The 20,192-nt window shown below is 45.8% G+C and carries 15 protein-coding genes; 8 read left to right on the top strand and 7 right to left on the bottom strand.

Translation table 11 applies throughout. The annotated features are described in order from the left end of the window. The first annotated feature begins 286 nt into the window (after window positions 1-286). Window positions 287-2,416: a M3 family metallopeptidase gene (locus AC5JL3_RS35560; protein ID WP_496078938.1), complete on the top strand. Its 2,130-nt coding sequence runs from the start codon at window positions 287-289 to the stop codon at window positions 2,414-2,416. Window positions 2,417-2,542: 126 nt separating this feature from the next. Here AC5JL3_RS35560 and AC5JL3_RS35555 read toward each other — a convergent pair whose 3' ends face one another. Further along, window positions 2,543-2,770, bottom strand: coding sequence for a ribbon-helix-helix domain-containing protein (locus AC5JL3_RS35555; protein WP_496078937.1), 228 nt, complete (start codon window positions 2,768-2,770; stop codon window positions 2,543-2,545). 109 nt (window positions 2,771-2,879) lie between these two features. Here AC5JL3_RS35555 and map point away from each other — a divergent pair, with 109 nt between their 5' ends. The 3 genes from map (at window position 2,880) to AC5JL3_RS35540 (ending at window position 4,875) form a co-directional block, all read left to right on the top strand. Then, the gene (map, locus tag AC5JL3_RS35550; RefSeq protein WP_496078936.1) at window positions 2,880-3,707 is read left to right on the top strand and encodes a type I methionyl aminopeptidase; all 828 of its coding nucleotides are present in this window, start codon (window positions 2,880-2,882) and stop codon (window positions 3,705-3,707) included. Window positions 3,708-3,997: 290 nt separating this feature from the next. After that, entirely contained in the window at window positions 3,998-4,612 is a 615-nt protein-coding gene (locus AC5JL3_RS35545) for a Uma2 family endonuclease (RefSeq protein ID WP_496078935.1), read from the top strand. A gap of 2 nt (window positions 4,613-4,614) precedes the next feature. Continuing rightward, the gene (locus AC5JL3_RS35540) at window positions 4,615-4,875 is read left to right on the top strand and encodes a hypothetical protein (RefSeq protein WP_496078934.1); all 261 of its coding nucleotides are present in this window, start codon (window positions 4,615-4,617) and stop codon (window positions 4,873-4,875) included. Window positions 4,876-4,883: 8 nt separating this feature from the next. Here AC5JL3_RS35540 and AC5JL3_RS35535 read toward each other — a convergent pair whose 3' ends face one another. From AC5JL3_RS35535 to uvrC, 6 genes are all read right to left on the bottom strand, one after another. After that, on the bottom strand, window positions 4,884-6,098 hold the full coding sequence (locus AC5JL3_RS35535) for an alpha/beta hydrolase family protein (RefSeq protein ID WP_496078933.1): 1,215 nt from the start codon (window positions 6,096-6,098) through the stop codon (window positions 4,884-4,886). Window positions 6,099-6,318: 220 nt separating this feature from the next. Continuing rightward, window positions 6,319-7,968 (bottom strand): ABC1 kinase family protein, encoded by a 1,650-nt coding sequence (locus tag AC5JL3_RS35530; RefSeq protein WP_496078932.1) that lies wholly within the window; start codon window positions 7,966-7,968, stop codon window positions 6,319-6,321. A 291-nt stretch (window positions 7,969-8,259) separates the two neighbouring features. Beyond that, on the bottom strand, window positions 8,260-9,321 hold the full coding sequence (locus tag AC5JL3_RS35525) for a mannose-1-phosphate guanylyltransferase (RefSeq protein ID WP_496078931.1): 1,062 nt from the start codon (window positions 9,319-9,321) through the stop codon (window positions 8,260-8,262). Between the two features lie 153 nt (window positions 9,322-9,474). Continuing rightward, window positions 9,475-10,707: a DUF4336 domain-containing protein gene (locus AC5JL3_RS35520; RefSeq protein WP_496078930.1), complete on the bottom strand. Its 1,233-nt coding sequence runs from the start codon at window positions 10,705-10,707 to the stop codon at window positions 9,475-9,477. A 136-nt stretch (window positions 10,708-10,843) separates the two neighbouring features. Continuing rightward, a complete protein-coding gene (locus tag AC5JL3_RS35515) occupies window positions 10,844-11,542 on the bottom strand; it encodes a DUF8692 domain-containing protein (protein ID WP_496078929.1) in 699 nt (232 codons plus the stop codon). Further along, window positions 11,539-13,416: an excinuclease ABC subunit UvrC gene (gene uvrC, locus AC5JL3_RS35510; protein WP_496078928.1), complete on the bottom strand. Its 1,878-nt coding sequence runs from the start codon at window positions 13,414-13,416 to the stop codon at window positions 11,539-11,541. Before uvrC ends, AC5JL3_RS35515 begins: the two co-directional genes overlap by 4 nt. Before the next feature lie 793 nt (window positions 13,417-14,209). Between uvrC and AC5JL3_RS35505 the strand changes: the two genes are divergently transcribed. The 4 genes from AC5JL3_RS35505 to AC5JL3_RS35490 all read left to right on the top strand — a co-directional run bounded on the left by AC5JL3_RS35505 (window position 14,210) and on the right by AC5JL3_RS35490 (window position 20,172). Next, window positions 14,210-16,018 carry a M3 family oligoendopeptidase gene (locus AC5JL3_RS35505; RefSeq protein ID WP_496078927.1) on the top strand — a complete coding sequence of 603 codons (1,809 nt, stop codon included), beginning with the start codon at window positions 14,210-14,212 and terminating at the stop codon, window positions 16,016-16,018. 399 nt (window positions 16,019-16,417) lie between these two features. After that, entirely contained in the window at window positions 16,418-16,873 is a 456-nt protein-coding gene (locus AC5JL3_RS35500; RefSeq protein WP_496078926.1) for a chemotaxis protein CheW, read from the top strand. 97 nt (window positions 16,874-16,970) lie between these two features. Next, on the top strand, window positions 16,971-18,344 hold the full coding sequence (locus tag AC5JL3_RS35495; protein ID WP_496078925.1) for a CheR family methyltransferase: 1,374 nt from the start codon (window positions 16,971-16,973) through the stop codon (window positions 18,342-18,344). A 58-nt stretch (window positions 18,345-18,402) separates the two neighbouring features. Beyond that, entirely contained in the window at window positions 18,403-20,172 is a 1,770-nt protein-coding gene (locus tag AC5JL3_RS35490; RefSeq protein WP_496078924.1) for a methyl-accepting chemotaxis protein, read from the top strand. The last annotated feature ends 20 nt before the right edge of the window (window positions 20,173-20,192 follow it).

Here is a 20,192-nt window from a genome sequence, read left to right as displayed (position 1 = left end):
AACCGAATACTTCAATGGGGTTAGCGTAACTGCATAGTTACGGTTAACCCCTTAGCAACTTATAGAAAACTTCCCGATAATAAATAGCAGTGGTCTACTTGTATTGCCAGTAACGCTAATGCAAAGGAAGCTGTGCAAGCCTAAAGCTTTACTAACGCGATTGGTTACACAACTTAAGTGTTCCTAACGATGATTCCGAAGTACAGGGATCACTGCCAAGTGGCAAAATAGACCATTTAATTAAAGAAAAGCCTTTAATCTGAGCCTCGGCAACAAACGACTGATTATGATTGCAAACGCGACTGCTACTGATAACCCTTTGTTAATCAGCAAGGGGCTACCTCCATTTGAAGCCATTAAGCCAGAGCACGTAGTGCCTGCGATGACGCAACTACTGGCTGAACTGGATGAAGAACTTGCCAAATTAGAAGCGAAAGTAACGCCGACTTGGGACGGTTTAGTTGAACCTCTCGATCGCTTAGGAGAGCGTCTAACTTGGACTTGGGGAGTGATAAGCCATTTAATGGGTGTAAAAAATAGCCCAGAACTCCGCGAGGCTTACGAAACGGTGCAGCCCAAAGTCGTACAGTTTTCTAACAAACTCAACCAAAGCCAACCTCTTTACAAAGCGTTCAAAGCCTTGCGTGAAGGCGATGACTGGAGCAGTTTGGAGCCAGCGCAAAAGCGAATTGTCGAAGCGGCAATTCGAGATGCTGAGCTTTCCGGTGTTGGGTTAGAGGGGGAGAAACGCGATAGCGAAGCGATTTCGGAGAAAGATCGCTTTAATGCGATTCAACTCGAACTTGCAGAGCTTTCTACCAAATTCTCCAACAATGTGCTTGATGCCACTAAAGCATTTAGCATGACCCTAACTAGCAAAGATGAGGTGGATGGTTTACCACCTAGCTTAACGAGTCTGGCAGCTCAAGCCGCTCGTGAGGCTGGCGAGGAAAATGCGACGGCGGAAAATGGGCCTTGGCGGATTACCCTGGACTACCCCAGCTATGTTCCCTTCATGCAGCACAGCACTCGTCGTGACTTGCGAGAAAAGCTCTACAAAGCCTTTGTCAGCCGTGCTTCTACAGGTGAATTAGATAACACTTCACTAATTGAGCGGATTTTAGAACTGCGTAAAGAAAAAGCAGCGCTATTGGGTTATGAGAGTTTTGCCGAATTGAGCCTAGCCAGTAAAATGGCTCCTAACGTTGAGGCAGTGGAGGGACTGCTGGAGGAACTGCGTCGTGCGAGTTATGAGGCTGCTGTTAAAGATTTAGAAGAGTTAAAAGCTTTTGCGGCTGCTAAAGGGGCTGAGGAAGCCAACGACTTAAAACACTGGGATATCAGCTTTTGGGCAGAACGCCAACAGGAAGAAAAGTTTGCCTTTAGTGCAGAGGAATTGCGTCCCTACTTCCCCTTGCCTCAGGTGCTGGATGGGTTATTTAGCCTGGTGAAGCGGCTCTTTGGTGTTACCGTTACAGCAGCAGATGGTACTGCCCCTGTGTGGCACGAAGATGTCCGTTATTTTCAAATTGCCGATGAGACAGGCACCCCAATTGCTAACTTCTACTTAGATCCCTATAGCCGTCCTGCTGAAAAGCGCGGTGGTGCTTGGATGGATGATTGTATTGGTCGTGCCAAAATTTATGAAAATGGCACATCCACTACACGCTTACCTGTAGCGTACTTGGTGTGCAACCAAACTCCTCCCGTTGATGATAAGCCTAGCCTGATGACCTTTAATGAAGTGGAGACGCTGTTCCACGAATTTGGTCATGGCTTACAGCACATGCTGACGAAGGTGGATTATGCAGGGGCATCCGGCATCAACAATGTGGAGTGGGATGCGGTGGAACTGCCTAGCCAGTTTATGGAAAACTGGTGCTATGACCGTCCTACACTTATGGGGATGGCGAAGCATTATGAAACAGGTGAGCCTTTGCCAGAGCATTATTACCAAAAGCTGTTGGCAGCACGTCATTACATGAGTGGTAGCGCAATGTTGCGGCAGTTGCACTTTAGCCGTATTGATTTGGAATTGCACCATCGTTATCTGCCAGGTGGCAATGAAACGGCGGTTGATGTGCGTAAGCGCATTGCTAAAACTACAACGATTTTGCCACCCCTGCCAGAAGACAACTTCCTGTGCGCGTTTGGGCATATCTTTGCAGGAGGCTATGCAGCGGGTTATTACAGCTATAAATGGGCGGAAGTCCTCAGCGCTGATGCCTTTGCTGCCTTTGAAGATGCTGGCTTAGACAACGAAGAAGCGATCGCCACTACAGGCAAGCGCTATCGTGATACAGTCCTTGCTCTTGGTGGAAGCTTGCCTCCAATGGAAGTCTTCAAGGCATTCCGGGGACGGGAACCGAGTACTGAGCCTTTACTCAAACACAGTGGACTTGTCACTGCGTCTTAGCATCTCACCTCGCCTATTTAACTAATCGGTTTTAGGAGAAGGGGAAGGGTGAAAGGTAAAAAGGAAAAACCTTTCCCCTTTCCCTAAAACCTTTTTCTCATCAGGGTATATTGCTTTCTTCCCGAATTATCTAGCTGCTGTTTTGCCATTAGTGGCTACACCCACCAGTTCTGGGCTTTCTGCACTTGTTGCTGTTGAAGAGTTCTGACGCCGATCTTCGAGTGCATTGCCAATTAACTTCAAGAGTATCCAAGAAACTGAGCGTTCTTCTTCCTCCGCCCACTCTTCAAGCTCTTTTTTCCACTCTGGGGGAATGTAGGTTGTCACACCAGCCAGTGAAGTTTTACCGCCCATGCGAGTTTCTATAGTGTATTTCCTTCACATATAGTAACGCCTTGCCTTATGGTTTTGCACGAGATGCTAAGCCATGCTACCTTAGCATAACCTAGCAATGGTAAAATCAATGAATCTTCTCAGCGAACTCCTTTCCCAGTCCCCTCAACCTGCCCCTGCCAAAAAGCAACGCCGTGGCATCGAAATCAAGTCAGAACGAGAAATTGCAATTATGCGTCAGGCAGGACAGATTGTTGCAACAGTCCTGAAAGAAATTTCCGAGCAAGTCTTGCCAGGGATGACGACAGGTGAGTTGGATGCTTATGCCGAGAAGCGTATTCGGGAGATGGGTGGAGTTCCTAGCCTCAAGGGATATCAAGGATTTCCTGCTACTCTCTGTACCAGTATTAATAACGAGGCTGTACATGGCATTCCCAGTCCCACGCGAGTCATTGAGTCGGGTGATGTTCTGAAGGTGGATACCTGTGCTTACTATCAAGGGTTTCACGGTGACTCTTGCATTGCGATCGCAGTTGGTGAGGTTTCTCCGGAAGCCGCAAAATTAATTCGTGTAACTGAGGAAGCGCTTTATATTGGTATCGAGCAAGTCAAAGCCGGAAATTATCTCATGGATATTGCTGGTGCAGTGCAAGACCATGTAGAAGCGAATGGCTTTAGCATCATAGAAGATTTAACAGGTCACGGTGTGGGACGGAACATACACGAAGACCCTTCTGTATTCTTTTTCCGTACCCGCCAGATGCCAAATGTGAAGCTTCGAGCGGGAATGACAATAACAATTGAACCGATTGTGAGTGCAGGTTCCAAGCACACGGAATTGTTACCCGATGGCTGGACGATAGTAACTGTCGATAATTCCCTAGCGGCTCAGTTTGAGCATACGGTACTCGTGACTCAAGAGGGTTGCGAAATTTTGAGCGATCGCATGAAGGTCTAGTTTAGTGCATCCCATTTTTTTGCTCCAGCAAGGGTGATTGTAATACCGGAGTTAGGGGTTCTCCTGGGGAGTACGAGACACTACTCGCGTTCGCGCAGTGCCGGAGGTGATTGAAGAGAAAGCCTATAGAATCTGTTAGTTACTCCCATTCCGGCATAAGACTCTGTAATTAAAACCTAGCACTGATAGGCATTTCAGCTATTATCGATACCTAATCTTATAGTGGGAAGGGAGTAATAGGGTAGGCATCATTCACCCAAACCCTATTGTGTAAGAGGTAAGAGGTCAATATGGTAAAGACACCCGCCAGTCCAGAAACCGACACCCTATCGATTGAGTTGCCTAAGACAATTGGGCTGTACGTTACCCAGGAACAGTTTGCCGCTTTGGCAGCAGCAAACCGAGACTTAGAACTGGAAAGAACCGCACAAGGAGAGTTAATAGTGAACCCACCAACAGGCTGGGAAACTGGAGAGCGCAATTGCAGTGTTACTGGAGAGTTGTATTTGTGGTGGCGTAATGCGGGTGAACCGGGTAAAGTCTTTGACTCCTCGACGGGCTTCATTTTACCCAATGGTGCGACTCGCGCCCCTGATGCCTCTTGGGTGAGTGGAGAACGTTGGCAGGCGCTTACTCCAGAACAAAAAGGAACGTTTGCTAATATCTGCCCGGATTTTGTGGTTGAGTTACGCTCTAGCTCAGATAGCCTTAAGTCCCTGCAAGATAAAATGAGGGAGTATATCGACAATGGCGCGAAACTTGGCTGGTTAATCGCTCCGCAGCAGCGACGGGTGGAAATTTATCGACCGGGTAAGGATGTGAACGTGTTGGAGAATCCTGCTGAATTGTCCGCAGAGGAGGTGTTACCGGGTTTTGTGTTAAATTTGCGTCGGGTGTGGAATTGAAAATGGGGTTGTGTCGTGATGAGAACCCTACTCCTGGCTTCAGCCAAATGGAAATGGTACGTTACACTTTTTTGCAGTTGAGGGATGTTGATGTTAAGTGGAATGTCACTGACTTAATGAATGAATTCAACCTCTGCTACCTCTCGATCAACCCTTGTGCAGGGGGTTTGGGGGAGGCACTCCGTCCCCCAATGGGGGGTTTGGGGGGAAGCCCCCCAAGCAGGGTTTTTCTACGAACGATTACTTTTCGCTTAAGTCAGTGACATTCATGTTAAGTGCGATCGCTTTTGACATCAAGCTCTTGTTGTATCTTCGACTTGGTTTCCACTTGCAACAACTTCTCAAGTTTTTGTTTAACCATGCCAACCGAATCCTTGAGTTCCTCTTTAAGCCTTTGACTAAAGCTCTTAAACGTTCTTCCTGAGTCTCTAATTTCTTGTTGAACGGTTACGCTCAAGATTTCTATTTCTTTTTGAATGACTTCAACAGAAGAACTCACTCGCTGCTGAAGCAACTCAGCCGCACTTTTACGGTCAGTGTTGGTAAGTAATTCCTGACGAATTGCTTGCGTGATGTTGTTAAATTCTTGCTGAACGGCTTGGATAGAAACATCAAACTGTTGTCGAATCGCTAGACTAGACTTGTTTGTACTGGCTTCATAGTCCTCATCATCTTGTTGAGCGATTTGATTTAACTCTTCCACTTCCTTTTGCACCGTTCTTCGGTAACTTCTGATAGATTGGTAAAGTTCCCGTACCCAATAAAATGATTCAATTTTGACTTGTTTAATCACAGTATCAGGTTTCTCTAAGACTAAATTGTTATGCTGACCTAAGAAGTCCGGGGTTTTAATCGTTGGATTGTAAACTTGAAAAATAGTGCCTGGTAAAAACTTATCTCCCAGTACATAAGGAACAAAGTCAACTGGATTTATATAGTGAAAAATTGCTACTTCTCCCTGATACTTTTCAAATTCTTGGGATGAGATACCTATAGAATTGAAAGTAATGAGCGAATCAACATACTCTGGAACTTCTACAGCCAGTTGTTGTGCGACTTTTCCACCTAAACTCTGACCTACTACATCAGGCTTTGTTCCTTTACTTACCTGATTCCGCAACCATTCGATTACTCCAATTTTTATAGCCGATTGGAAATGACTGTCCGACTGAGTCATTACCACATCTGAAATATCCTGATAGGGAAAAAATTCTCTAGGAAAGTCTTCCAGCCTTCCCCAGTTACCAAATCCTCGAATTACCAAAACGGGAGGACTTTTTCCGCTTGCTGATACTAAACCAAGCGCATAAAAGCCTGAATCCTTATCCTGAAAAATCTCTTCAACTTGGTACTCTCCTAAGAGAATTTCACCTGGATAATGTTTATTACTGTAGACGGAATAATTCTTGCCAGGTTTGGCGAGCTTTTCATAAAGCTTATCACGCTGATATCTGGCTGTTTGCTGATTTAGACTAGACAGTGACATCCTCCCAGACCAATAAAGAATTAGGACTCGCTAGAAGGCGTACCCCCATTGGGATGCACCCAAAGGTCTTGCATTATAGCAAGTGGGGTACAAGCCTCACTTGAGAAAGTCTCAATCCTCAGTTCCTAGTTCTCAATTGACTTAAGGACTTTATTGTCTACTTAAGGCAATTTCCACCTAAGAACTTTATTGTTGGTGTACACCCCAACTGCTATACCCCTCACCGTAAACGCCCCGATCGCAAAATACTAACAATCAACCAAAGGCCCAAAAAACTAGCGGCGGCGAATAGAACATTACTAATAAGAGACAGTTGACTTGTCTGCGCGTTCGTGGAAATAATTGCCGCTCCAATAATCAACGAGCCAACTACAACACTAAAGGAGAGTCGGTTAGCCGAATCATCCATACTGCGTCGTAAGGGATCGAGGTCTGGTATTGTTAGATTCCACCTTAACGTTTCTGAAGTCACCCGGTCTAACAGCAACTCTAACTGACGTGGAGTTTGCAAAGAGAGGCTCTTGATGTCAAGGGCGGTTCTTAGAGCAGTTTGCAAAGGATTATCTCCCAGTAGCTGACGCCGAAACAAATCGGTCATCAGCGGCTTAATTTGGTCTAAGAGGTTAATCTCTGGGTCAAAACTCCGGGCGACACCTTCCAAGTTGGCTAGCGTTTTTGCATATAAACCCATGTTGCTGGGCAAGCGGATTTTATTGTTACGGGCGATTTGTAGCACCTCATAAAATACCTGGCTAAAGTTGATTTGCGACAGGCTGATGTTGTAATACTTTCGTAACATGCGATCGTAGTCATTTGTCAGCCCTGACAAACTTACAGGCTGACCCGACTCTGCCAACTCTACAGTTAGCTGAGCGCATCGCTGGGCATCTAAATCTACAATCGCCAGTAACATCTCCGTCAAAATCTGCTGCGTGCGCGGGTCCAAGCGACCGACCATCCCACAGTCTAAAAGTGCAAGACGACCATCACTCAGATAAAACAAATTGCCCGGATGGGGGTCAGCATGGAAAAAGCCGTCGATGTACAACTGCTGCAAGAAAGCACGAAATAAAAGCTTAGTGATTTCTTTGCGCTGAGTATCAGCATCCTTCCCATCCCGCATCGCAGGTAAACTCGCCAAGAGGAGTGGCACACCGTCTAGCCACTCCATCACCATGAGCTTTTTGGTGGTCAAATCCCAATAAATCTCTGGCACCACCAACTGCTTTGGGTCAAACCAACGGCTGGTTGATAAGTTGCGGCGTAGCTGGTCGGTGAAGCTAGCTTCTTGATTGAAATCTAGTTCTGCTTGTAGGGCAGTGACAAACTCCTCCGCTAGCCCCACGGTGTCATAATCTTGCCCAAAAGTAGTGCGAGAGACCAACTCCGCCAGACTCCGAATCAGAGCAATATCCTGAGCAACTATCGCCTCAATGCCGGGACGCTGCACCTTTAGAGCGACTTCCTGACCACTCTTTAAGGTTGCCCGGTGAGTTTGGGCAATCGAACCCGCAGCAACCGCTTGAGGATTGATGGCGGCAAACGCTTCTTCCAAGGGCTGTTTTAGCTGTTGCCGAATCAGGATTTCTACTTGACTCCACGGCACTGGTGGCACATTGGCTTGCAAGTCGGTTAGGGCTTCAACATATTCCCCTGGTAATAAGTCAGGACGGGTACTGAGCAACTGTCCTAGTTTGACGTAGACTGGCCCTAGATCGACCAGGATGTTACGGAGGACAGCAGGAGGTGGCAGATTTGGTTCGTCAGTCTTGCTCCCCGTCAGAAGTCCTCGCATATAATCCCAGCCGTTGCGGAAGACGACTTCAAGAATTTCGCGTTGCCGGGAACTGGTTTGAGTTAAAGCAAACATACTTCGGAGATAAGAAGGTAAAACGTAAGACGTAAAAAGTAAAGGCAAAAAGCAGAAATATTTTCGCCTTTAGACCGTTGCGAGGAGCCAGCTAATTGGCGCTGTCACTGAATGTTCTAACGCTAAACCGTAGTACCTGCCAATGTACCTGGGGTAGAAGATTATGCGGCTGAGTTTCTCTTTAATAGGCGGCTAAGCAAGTCCAAAGTGAAAAAGAGAAAAGAAAAAACAAGAGTGCAGCGTTTCTACATACCACACTCTTTAGCAACCTGATATTGTTGGGTTGACCTTCTACAACAAGTCTTTTAGCGTTGAGTCTTCTTGGAGCATTTTGACGACTTGTTTAATCTCTTGGGTTCGGTCTTTTTTCACAATCAAGGTGACGTTGCGATCGCGTACCACCACAACATCCTCTAACCCAATCGTGACAATCACCTCATCCTCACCTGTGGCGTAAAGAATCGCGCCTTGAGTATCTAGCCCGACATGACGAGCTAGTTCCACATTTTTTGCATCCCCTTTGAGTAAACGTTCAATCGCATTCCAGTCACCCAAATCATCCCAACCAAATGACGCAGGAAGAACATAAGCAAGTTGCGTCTTCTCCATCAAGGCGTAGTCGATACTCTTTTTCGCGAGTTCAGGATAAGCCGCTACACCCTTTTCTTCTAAAGCACCCATGATTTCTGGTGCGTGAGTGCGGAGTTCGTCTAAAACCACCCCAGCCCGGAAAATGAACATCCCACTATTCCAACTGAATCGCCCTGTTGCCAAAAATGATTCAGCCGTCTCACGGTCAGGCTTTTCGGTAAATCGACTGACTTTGTAAACTGGCAACCCACCAAATGTCCCTGTCTGTTCGCCTTGTTCAATGTAGCCGTAACCTGTGGAAGGATAGCCTGGAGTAATCCCCAACGTTACAATCGCTGCCTCAGAGGACGCTAGTTGAGCCGCCGCATTGATCGTTTGTTGAAAAGCGACTTGGTCTTCAATCCAGTGGTCAGCCGGAAAAAAGCCCACCACAGCATCTTCGCCATACGTCCGGGCAATCTCAAGCGTTGCCCAGGCAACGGCTGGTGCTGTATCACGTCCCTCCGGTTCCGCCAGTAAATTTTGCGACTTTAGCTGAGGTAGCTGTTCTTGCACCCCTTGAGCGAGTAGAGCAGACGTTACGACCCACAACTTCTCTGGACTTCCAGCCAATTCACTCAATCGATCAGCCGTTGCCTGTAACAGGCTCTTGCCACTTCCATCCAAACTTAAGAATTGCTTCGGTCTGTGTTTACGGCTCAACGGCCAAAAACGCTCCCCTTTTCCACCAGCAAGAATCACGGGTATGAGGGATTTGTCCATAGCTTGCTTCTGCCTACTTATTTTTCTGCTATATCCTAGCTTTTGGTTGTTGGTTGATTGTTGGTTGTTGTTTGTAATCCACTATGGACATATTGCAAGACATCAAACTGTCCTTCAAGTGACTAATAACCAACAATCTTTTTTCCAGCCACCTTACACTTTTTCCTTCGGTGGTGGCGTGATCCGGAGCTTGCTCAGACCTTGATCGATTTCTCTTAGAAGTTCAAAATCCTCCTCAGGTAGGGAGTTACTTTTACTCTCATCTGCAATAGGTTTCTTCTCAAGAAAGGCAAACGCTTGCCGAAACTGATGTGGGTTTGCCTCAATCGGTGAGTCAAAGTGGCAGGGAACAATTCGTTGAAAATCCCAACTTGCTACCTTGTCAGCCCAGTTGATGGTTTCCTTCGGCGCTCGGTTGAGAATGAGTGTTTGCAGAATTGGTGCAACGAACAGACGCCCACCGCCTCGCAGTGCGTCAAACGATCGCTTCCAATCTTCCTTCCATTTGAAGGGAAACCAGCCGAAATACGCTTTCCTTGTCCGATTTGGAGCTTTGAGGGCATCACGAATCGACTGACCTAGTTCGATCGCCCCGATCGCACTCGGTTGGAAGTAAAACGCAAATAGTGAGATACGCTGCCATCCCTTACGGCGGCTTGCCTCACTATCCTCTACGACATCGAATGCATTGTCCTTTGCGTGGAACAGTAAGGGGTATGGGTCAAGTTGAACAATTGCGGGTGGCTCCTCTGGCACACAAAGCACAGAGTCTGTGACGAGTAGTGTACGCGATCGCTTGTGGAAGAATGCCACTTCCTCAAACCGTCCTGGCCCAAGTTCGATGGGGCCAAGTATCGCATAGTCAAATTCATTAGCAAAAGGGGCTTTTGTACTGTCTTCCGGAAGTACGTGAGTGCGTTTCTTCGGGAAGCCAAGCCAGCTCAAGGGAAGGTTTAGTGGGAAACTCCACTGGTTCGGGGCTACAAAAACCTGTGCATTCGGAAATCGTCTTGCAAAAGGGCCAACGAAGACTTTGTGTTCTATTCCAGAGATTGTTGGCAGGATGATGTACTTGACATCACCGTGCTGTGCTACTAACTCATTGACAAGCCGTATGCACTCTTGCGTTGGTGCAACAGGCGCATAGATGAGAAGCCCCCCCGATTCGAGCTTAATAACCGTCATGCGAATTGGCACGACGACGTAGAGGATGCCCTGAATTTGGTCAAACGTCCAGACTGTATCCTTAACCACTTCTTTGCGAAGTGTCCGCCGGATACCGTAGGGATAGAGCGGTACAGCAAGCCAGAAAGACCATGATAAGTCCCTTGGATGGATGCTCTGTTGTCCCTGTATTTCCTGCGTATTTATCGTGGTTTTCTCCACGCCACGATGCCCTCCCTAATTCCCAACGCTCACACTATTTTGCTCTAATTTCCAAAAGTTGGGGTTTATTTAATAGTTGAAATTTACCTCGTGGAAAGAGGAAACCCAAGGAGTGATCTTTGGAATCCCCGCACCTTTAGGTCGGGGAGGATGTCAAAGACAGCCGCTTCGCAACATATAGAAAAATACCATAGAGTGTAATACTCTCACCCAGCAGTTCTGAAAACTCCTCAACAGCTACCCTCAACTTCTCCACCAAGACAGGAATTAACTCATCCTGCCGAGAAATTTGACTAACTACTGTCTGGACTAACTCATGCTTTAAAAGCTCTGCGCCGAATCCACCCAAAATAAATATTCCCATACCGAGAGCGATAAATGCGATCGCCTTTTGGTGAAAGCGCCAGATTGCAATAAAATCGCGGTAAAACATCACGATTGTTGTTACACCGATGCCGAAATAAAACGGTAGCCAATCTCGATTAGTGGGTGTGTGAAACAGACGATGAAGCTGAAGATGGATTTTAAATACTTCATCAATCGCCCCGTAGATAAATAAGACAGCGACAGTCAACAAAAATAATCGAGACAGACGTGGAGATGAGGGAGGCTGAATTATTAGTAAGCTCAATGCAATCAAGCCAACTAGAAGTAGTTGAAAGGCTTGCAACAAGGATGGAATGGTCATTAATCCATCCATATCAAATAGCGGATAGGCTTTCCCTGTGAAGAATACCCCAGCAAGATAAACCAGTGTGAGTAATACTTCTAGCAAAACCAAAACCAAGAGCAGTGAAGTACCAACCGTTTGAACCGCTCTTGGTTTGAATTTCATGGGTGGAAATAATCGTAAATTTCTTGAGCTAAACGCGAACCGATTCCTGCAACTTCAGCCAACTGTTTTGGAGAGGCTTCTCGAATATAGTCAATCGAGCGAAAATGTGCCAACAGTTGTTTTTGTCGGTGGAAACCTAAGCCAGCAATTTCATCTAAACGAGAACGACGTAGTTTGTCACTTCGTTGTTGACGGTGGAACGTCACGGCAAAACGGTGTGCCTCATCCCGTAGACGCCTTAACAACTGCACTCCCGGTTGCTCGGCTTCAGTTGGTAATGGTAGGGATTCCCCAGGAAGGAAGATTTCCTCACGCTGCTTGGCTAAACTCACAACGCGCAAGTCTTCCATCAAGTTCATATCTTGCAAGACTTCCACAACTGATGATAACTGACCTTTCCCACCGTCAATCATCACTAAATCAGGCCAATCAGAATTTCCGACTCGCTGCAATTGTGGGTCTTCTGCGTACTTACGGAAGCGGCGGCGGATGACTTCGGCAAGACTGGCAAAGTCATCGGAGTGACCCGATCGCACCTCTGGGTTTTTAATCTTGTAGTGGCGATAGTGCTGTTTTGCGGGTGTGCCGTCAACGAAGACGACTTGAGAGGCAACAGCATTAGACCCTTGGATATGAGAAATATCGTAGCCTTCAATCCGGTGCGGTAAGTCGGGTAAGTCCACAATATCGGCTAAATCTTGCATTGCCTGGGTATTGCGATCGGCAAAGCGTTGGGTGCGTTCTAGTTCATAGTTAGCATTGCGCTCGACCATTTCAATGAGTTCGGCTTTGGTTTGCCGTTGGGGAGCAAGTAGGGTAACTTTACGACCTTTGCGATCGCTTAAATATTCCGCCAACATATCCATTTCTGGCAACTCATGCTGTACCAACACCTCAGCCGGAATTTCCACTGAGTCAGCCGCTTGGTAATGCTCCTCTAATACCCGTTGTAAAATTGCGCCGGGAGTCCCTGATTGAGCATCGGCGAAAAATCCCAAACGTCCAACCAAACGACCTGCACGAATCTGGAATAGCTGAATGCAAGCATGTTGGTTATCAGCCGCAAGCGCGATCGCATCTCGCGAGACGGTATCATCGGGTAAAGAAACTTTTTGATCAGCCCCTAAAGACTTAATCCCGGCAATTTGGTCACGAATTCGTGCCGCCGCTTCAAAGTTCAAGGATTCAGCCGCCTGATTCATGTTCTCTGTCAGAACATCAATCAATTCTCCGGTTCGACCTTGGAAGACCATGGCAATCTTTTGGATGGTCTTACGGTATTCTTCTGTTGAAACCAGCTTTTGACACACACCAGGGCAACGTCCCATATCATAGTTCAGGCAAGGACGGTCTTTAAATAACGGTTGTGGACGCTGGCGCATCGGGAAGAGGCGTTTGGCGAGGCGCAGGGTTGTTCGGAGTAAACCTGCATCAACAAAGGGGCCGTAGTATTTGTCTTTCTCCTTTGCGATACGCCGATTGCGGGTGATGAATATTCTGGGATATTCTTCTGACCAGGTAACGAGGACGTAGGGATACTTTTTATCATCCTTGAGCAAGACGTTGAAGTAAGGCTGATGCTGTTTGACCAGATTTGCTTCTAGTGCCAAGGCTTCGGCTTCGGTGTCGGTGACGATGAATTCGATCTCAACGACTTGTCGCACCATCATCGCAATGCGATCGCTTAATTTCTGCGACTCTCGGAAATAGGAACGAACCCTTGAGCGAAGTTTCTTGGACTTGCCGATATAGAGAATGCGATCGCTTGAATCCCGCATTAGATAAACCCCCGGTTCTTGGGGAATCTCTTTGAGGCGTTTTTCTAAGCGGTCTGAATTTTTGACGAGCGTCAGTGTCTTTGCAGAGGTCGTCACGAGGTACTACTTAGATTTTTGGGTCTATCTCTAATGATAGAAAAGGCAGCCTTATTTTGTGGTTGAGCTTCCCAACCGTTCAAGAGGCGGTAAACCGTCACAAGGAGACAGCAGTTGACGCTCTACTACAACTGATTACAAACTCCAAGCTCACAGTAATACATGCTCGTAGTTCAGCATACTATTTGCCTGAAACCGGTCAGTGAAAATATAGCAATCTTAAATGAGATGCAAATCCCTCTCCCTTGTCAGTCTTGTTTAGAAATCAAATAGGACTGCTATACTTGTTATTCCTTAATGAAATAATTCTGCTGTTTTACAGGAAGCTAGGAAGGATTGCGGCTGGATTTGGTGAGGCAATATCTTAATATTTACTTTACAAATCATCTATCAGGACAGGGTAAAGAAATGGAAAAAGCTGAGGAAAGTCATGATCCCTAAATGTTAATGAAGTTTAACTCTGCCTAAGAGCTTAATCCATTTGAATAAGCTAGAAGAATTTATTCTTCCTTCAGATGGTTCTGAAAGTGACAAAATCAGTTAAAAATAAATAGTGAGGAAAGAATTTTCTAACTTCGATAAGGACTTTTCTCTAATTGTCGTTGAATAGGAGTGAGAAGAGTAGCCTCCAGTTTGGGTTTATTCAGTCTTTGCAAAAAGGGTAAACCCTTTGTTACTCCTTCAAATCGAGTTAGTGGATTAAGAGCCACTAGTCAGGGTGTGTTCGTACTACTGCGCTTCTAAGCGCTGGGTCAGCATTTACAATTCTTCTACACAAAAAAGGAGCGGTGCCTTGACTCAATTATCCGTTCGTACCAGACTAGATGTTCCTCAGGAATGGAACCTTTCAGACCTCTACAGAGGCTTTGACGACCCACAACTCAAGCAGGATTTACAAACACTTCAGCAGAAAACCGCAGAATTTCGCCAAAATTACCGAGGTAAAGTCAGCCAACTGGCACCAGAAGCCTTTGCTCGGTGCCTACAACAGCTAGAGGCGATATCCACGAAAGCAGACCATCTCATTGCCTTCCCTAGCCTTGTCTTCTGTAAAGATAGCCGTAACAGTGAGGCGAAGCAATTCCTCAACGACATGAAGGTAGCGCTTACCCGCATTGATAACCAACTGCTGTTCTTTGAGTTGGAATTGCAGAACTTAGGCAGTGTTGAGTTTGACAAATTACTCGCGTCACCGAGTTTAAGCAAATACAATCGCTACCTCAACCGCATTGCTCAGTCTCGCCCTCACATGCTTTCTGAAGAGGTAGAGCAAACCCGGAAGCGTGACAACCTGACAGGACGGCAGGCGTTGATTCAACTGCATTCAGTTCATCTGTGTGAACAGGACTATGAACCTGTCAAAACATCTGATGGCAAGATTGTGAAGACTGAGGCTGAACTGGATGCGCTGCTTTATCACCCAGAAGCCGATGTTCGTTACAACGCTTATCGCTCAGTGCGGCAGGTAATGCAGCAGCACAACACCCTGTATGGCTTTATTCTCAATACAATTGCCCAAGACCACCATTTTGAGAACCAGATGCGGGGTTACCCCTCAACGTTGCAGAAGTATCTCGTGGTGGATGAAGTATCAGAGGGACTATTCCGTGCCATCATGCAAGGCACAAGCGATCGCTTTGGCTTATTCCAACGCTATTACCAGTTGAAGGGAGAAGCAATTGGACAAAACGTTCGGACTTGTGATCTCTACGCACCTTGGACAACGAGTAATGAGCGACTACCGTCGATAGACTATAGAACTGCTGTCGAGACACTACTAGAAACACTCAGACAGTTCGATGTCTTCTATGCCAACCGTGCAGAGGAATTTTTTGCCCACGGTTGGGTTGATGCCAAGGTGCGTGCTGGGAAGCGCCGTGGTGAGTCTGAGTTTCCTACCTACGGGAAGCACAATTACCTATCGCTTTCTTATACAGAAGATTACAAGTCGATGTTTGCTCTGGCGCATGGTGTTGGGCATGGATTACACTTTGCCTTAACAAGCGATCGCCAAACGTATTTCAACAGCAAACCACCAGCGATGTTGGCAGAAGTTGCCTCAAGCTTCAATGAACTGTTGTTGCTGGACTATCTTCTCAAAAAAGCTGGTGATGACAAGCACCTCCGCCAAGTCTTGCTGACACAACAACTAGAACAACAACTCAACCGACTGTTTTGTCAAAGTACGATTAGTCGCTTGGAACTTGCCATCCACGAACACGCCTCCCAAGGCAGTTTTGACCACAACTTTGTTAATGAACAGTGGATGGAGTTTTATCGAGAACTCTGTGGTGGTGTTGTAGAAGTGCTACCAGAACACCAATACGACTGGGCACGGATTAATTCTATTTTCTTCAAGCCGTTCTCTAGCTATCAGCACACAGCTTCCAATATTGTCAGTCTGGCTTGTTACCAAAAATACCAACAAACTGGCAAAGACTTCATTCGCGGCTATCTGGATTTACTTTCATCTGGGGGAAGCCTGGATCAGGTGGATGCGCTGTCTCAGTATGTTGGTGTAGACATTGACGATTACTCCATTATTCATAGTGCGCTGGATTATGTTGAAGGTCTGATCGAGCAGTTACAGGAAACGCTTTAAGGGTGAGAAACAAGGGAGTCACTGGCTCCCTTGCTGCAATTATCTAGCTGAGTTTGACGGTATTGAGACTCCGCGTTGAGCGAAGGGGCTTGGTACGCTCACGAGTCGTAATGTTTTACAATCGCGTACTCACTGATTGAGTTCATCAGACGAAATCATGCCTGTATTCGGCAATACTACTGAAAGGTATTGTTTGAGCGATCGCTTTAGCTCTCAGGGTCAATAGGCAGAACTCGCGCACAGGCGCCACATTTTGGACATACAACTAGAAACTCGTTTGTGAGTGAGTAAATCGTATCGCCAGGGTCATTAAATCTAGTATTAAAATCTATTAGTGCAGTCACATAAAGAATTATATCAAGTTTAATCTTTGCGCCTACTTACCCTGGTTTCCTGTCCATGTTGATGTTAGTTTTCTATATCGGTGATGACCGCTATGCCCTTGCTGCTAGACAGGTTGTAGAAGTCATTTCTTTAGTAGAGTTAAAAAAATTAGCACGATCGCCTAAATATCTTGCTGGCTTACTGAACTATCGGGGCAAAATTATACCAGTAATTGATTTATGTCAATTACTTTCAGGAAGTTCATATCAACCTTATTTAAGTACCCGAATCATCATAGTTAACTACGCATTTCATGAAGAGAAATTATTCCTGTTAGGAGTGATTGCTGAACGGGTGACGGAAACCTTAGATCTGCAAGAAACGGATTTAATTGAGCCAGATATTAAAACTAGTACAGGCGCTTATCTTGCAGGAATTCTCACAGATGAGCAAGGAATGATTCAATGTATTCAAGTCGAATCGCTGCTATCAGAATCCCAACAAAGATATTTACTGCCACAATTAGAGTAGTTATAGCAGAAAGCCGTCAGCCGTCAGCTATCAGCTTTTTTGTTTTCCTTGTTTTGTCTAGGTAACCAACAACCAACAACCAACTACTAACAACTCAGTGTCACAGGCAGCGATTGAAGCGTTACTCAAACAGAAAATCGGCTTGGAGGCTGGAGCAATTGGCTCTAACACAATCTCTAGAGCCGTGAATCAACGCATGGTAGATTGTGGTTTGTCTAATCCAACAACTTATCTAGCTCGATTGCAGACCTCAACCCAGGAATTAGAGGCTCTCATTGAAAGCATCGTCGTACCGGAAACCTGGTTTTTCCGCGATCGCGAAAGCTTTGCATTTTTGCGTCAATATGTCAAGACCCAGTGGCAACCAACCCACCCAAACAGCATACTACGGGTATTGAGTGTCCCTTGCTCAACGGGAGAGGAACCTTATTCAATTGCGATCGCCCTTTTAGAAGCTGGGTTATCTTCAAAACATTTCAGCATCGATGCTGTTGACATTAGTCAAAAATCATTACGCCGTGCCAAACGTGGCATTTACACCCAGAATTCTTTCCGAGGCGACACCCTTTCCCTACGCAAGAGCTATTTTACTCAAACTGGAAATAGCTATGAACTATCTGAGGCAATTCGCTGTGCCGTTCACTTCTTTCACGGCAACCTACTAGAACCTCAGTTTTTTTTTGAAAGAGCACCGTATCAAATCATTTTTTGCCGTAATGTTCTGATTTACTTAGCTCAACCAGCAAGGGAACGAACAATTCAGGTTTTGTACCAGCTATTAACTGAAAACGGGTTATTGTTTGTTGGGCATTCAGAAACCCAACAAGTCTCACTATCCCACTTTATTCGAGTTCGTCATCCCTTAGCCTTTGCCTTCCGGAAAGCTGTCACACCATTACCTCAGTCCTCGACAAAAGATTCCTCTAATACGTCCTCTCGATTAACCTCTTCCCCAACCCCTCTCGCGAATAAAAGGCTTCGTCCTCTGTCCTCTCCCCTCTTAGGGGAGAATGAGAGGGATGGAGAGGAAAGTCCAGTTCCCCTGTTTCCTGGTAGGGAATGCCGCTTAGATCTACCCCATCCCAATAGGATTAAGGTTGGGGGTAATCAAGATGTCGCACTTGAACCGAAAAACCCTACGAATTCTCAGACATCTGTAACCACAGGTAACCAACAACCAACACTAGAAAGAGCAAAGATTTTAGCCGATCAAGGGCAGTTGAATGAAGCTGCCGCGCTATGCGAAACTTACCTGAGTCAAAACCGTACCAGTGCCGAGGCTTATCTACTCTTAGGACAGGTACGTCAGGCAGCAGGTAATCAGACGCAAGCGCTTGAGTGTTTGCAAAAAGCGATTTACCTAAAACCTAATTGCTATGAAGCACTCATCCTTCTAGCCTTACTCAAAGAACACCAAGGAGATACCAAAGGTGCTGCAATCCTACGACAAAGAATTCGACGACTGAAATAATTGGATGATTATTAAAGTTAATCATTAGCGTCAAAGAAGATAACAGGCAGTAGACAAAATGTTTCAAGGAATGACCTTACAAAGGCAAATGTTCAGTGCCTTCCTATTTATGGGTCTGATTGTATTAATTGTTGCTTTAATCGGTTGGAGTGGGACTTCTCGGCTGACTAGGCACATCCAGGCAATTGGAGACAATGCAATGCCAAGCGCGATCACCTTATTGCGTATTGATAGCGGACAAACAGAAATCCAATCAGCTGAACGAGGATTGCTCAATACTCGCTTAGAGCGAGAGCAAAGAGACGCTTTAACTGCTGCAATTGAGAAAGCTCAACAGGAAGTTAACACAAATTTTGAATCCTACGAAGTGCTTCCCCGCAGTTCCGAAGAAGATCGACTCTACAAAAGCTTTCTGCGAAATTGGGAGCGTTGGCAGCAAACCTCGGAAGAGTTTCGGCAACTAAATACTGAATTTGAGCGCTCTAGAACCGTTAACCCTTTTAAAACACAAATTGATTTGCTAACTCAAGAGCAAGAAAATTCTCCAGAATTTGCAGCGGCAGCAGCAGCAAGCCAACTTGCTGAACGGATGGTCGATCAAACCATTATTCAGAAAGAGCCGGCATATAACGCTGTCAAAGCCTCACTTGATGAATTAATTAACCTTAATCAAAACCTAGGAATAAGAGCAAGGAAATTAGCGTTTCAAGATGTTAGTCAAATTACATTCTGGGTAATCCTTGGTATATTGATTGGTCCTCTGACAGCTATACTTTTTGGAATTTACTTTAGCAATACCATTGCTAGACCATTAGGTAAAAAAATTACAGGAGTAGTGGAAGTTGCTGAAAGAATCTCAGAAGGTGACCTGACAAGCCAAGTCGAGTTGGCTAGCGAACGAGATGAGATCGGAAAATTGCTAGCTGCCTTTCATGTCATGACGCAAAACTTGAATTCATTAATTCGCCAAGTGCAGCAGTCTGGTATTCAAATCACCACGTCTACTACCCAAATTGCAGCTAGTGGTAAGGAACTAGAAGCAGCAATCACGGAACAGCTTGCTTCAACCAATGAAGTTGTTGCCACAGCGCGTGAGATTGCAATAAATTCCGATGAACTTGTGAAAACGATGGATGAGGTAACTGACCTCTCACAATCTACTGCTAATGCAGCTAGTCAAGGACAAAAAGACTTAATCCGGATGCAATCAACAATGCGTAGACTTGCAGAAGCGACTACATCTATCTCTGCAAGATTGGGTGTAATTAGTGAGAAAGCCAATAATATCAACAGCATTGTTATAACTATCACCAAAGTAGCCGATCAAACCAACTTGCTCTCACTGAATGCAGCGATTGAAGCGGAAAAAGCTAGAGAATATGGCTTAGGATTTGCTGTTGTTGCTAGAGAAATTCGCCGACTTGCTGACCAGACAGCAGTGGCTACTCTAGATATCGAGAGCATGGTTAAGGAAATGCAATCAGCCGTTTCCACAGGGGTGATGGAAATGGATAAATTCACGAAAGAAGTTCAACGAGGCGTTGAGGATGTAGGAAATATTGGTTCACAGCTTGGACAGATTATCGAGCAAGTACAGTCCTTAACTCCACGTTTTGAACTCGTTGGTCAGGGTATGAATACACAGTCTCAAAGCGCACAACAAATAAGTGAAGCAATGATTCAACTAAGAGAAGCTTCATTACAAACAGCTGATGCCTTACGTGAGACAAATAACGCCCTTGAGCAACTCGATGATGCTGCCCAAAACTTACGCCAAGAAACATCAAGCTTTAAAGTTAGTAATCAGATAATAGATAGTCGTTTTTAGCGGCTAAGTAGGTAGACTTT

The organism is Symplocastrum torsivum (genome assembly GCF_059505465.1).
Note: the sequence above shows the minus strand (reverse complement) of the source record. Positions and strands in the feature narration are given on the sequence as shown.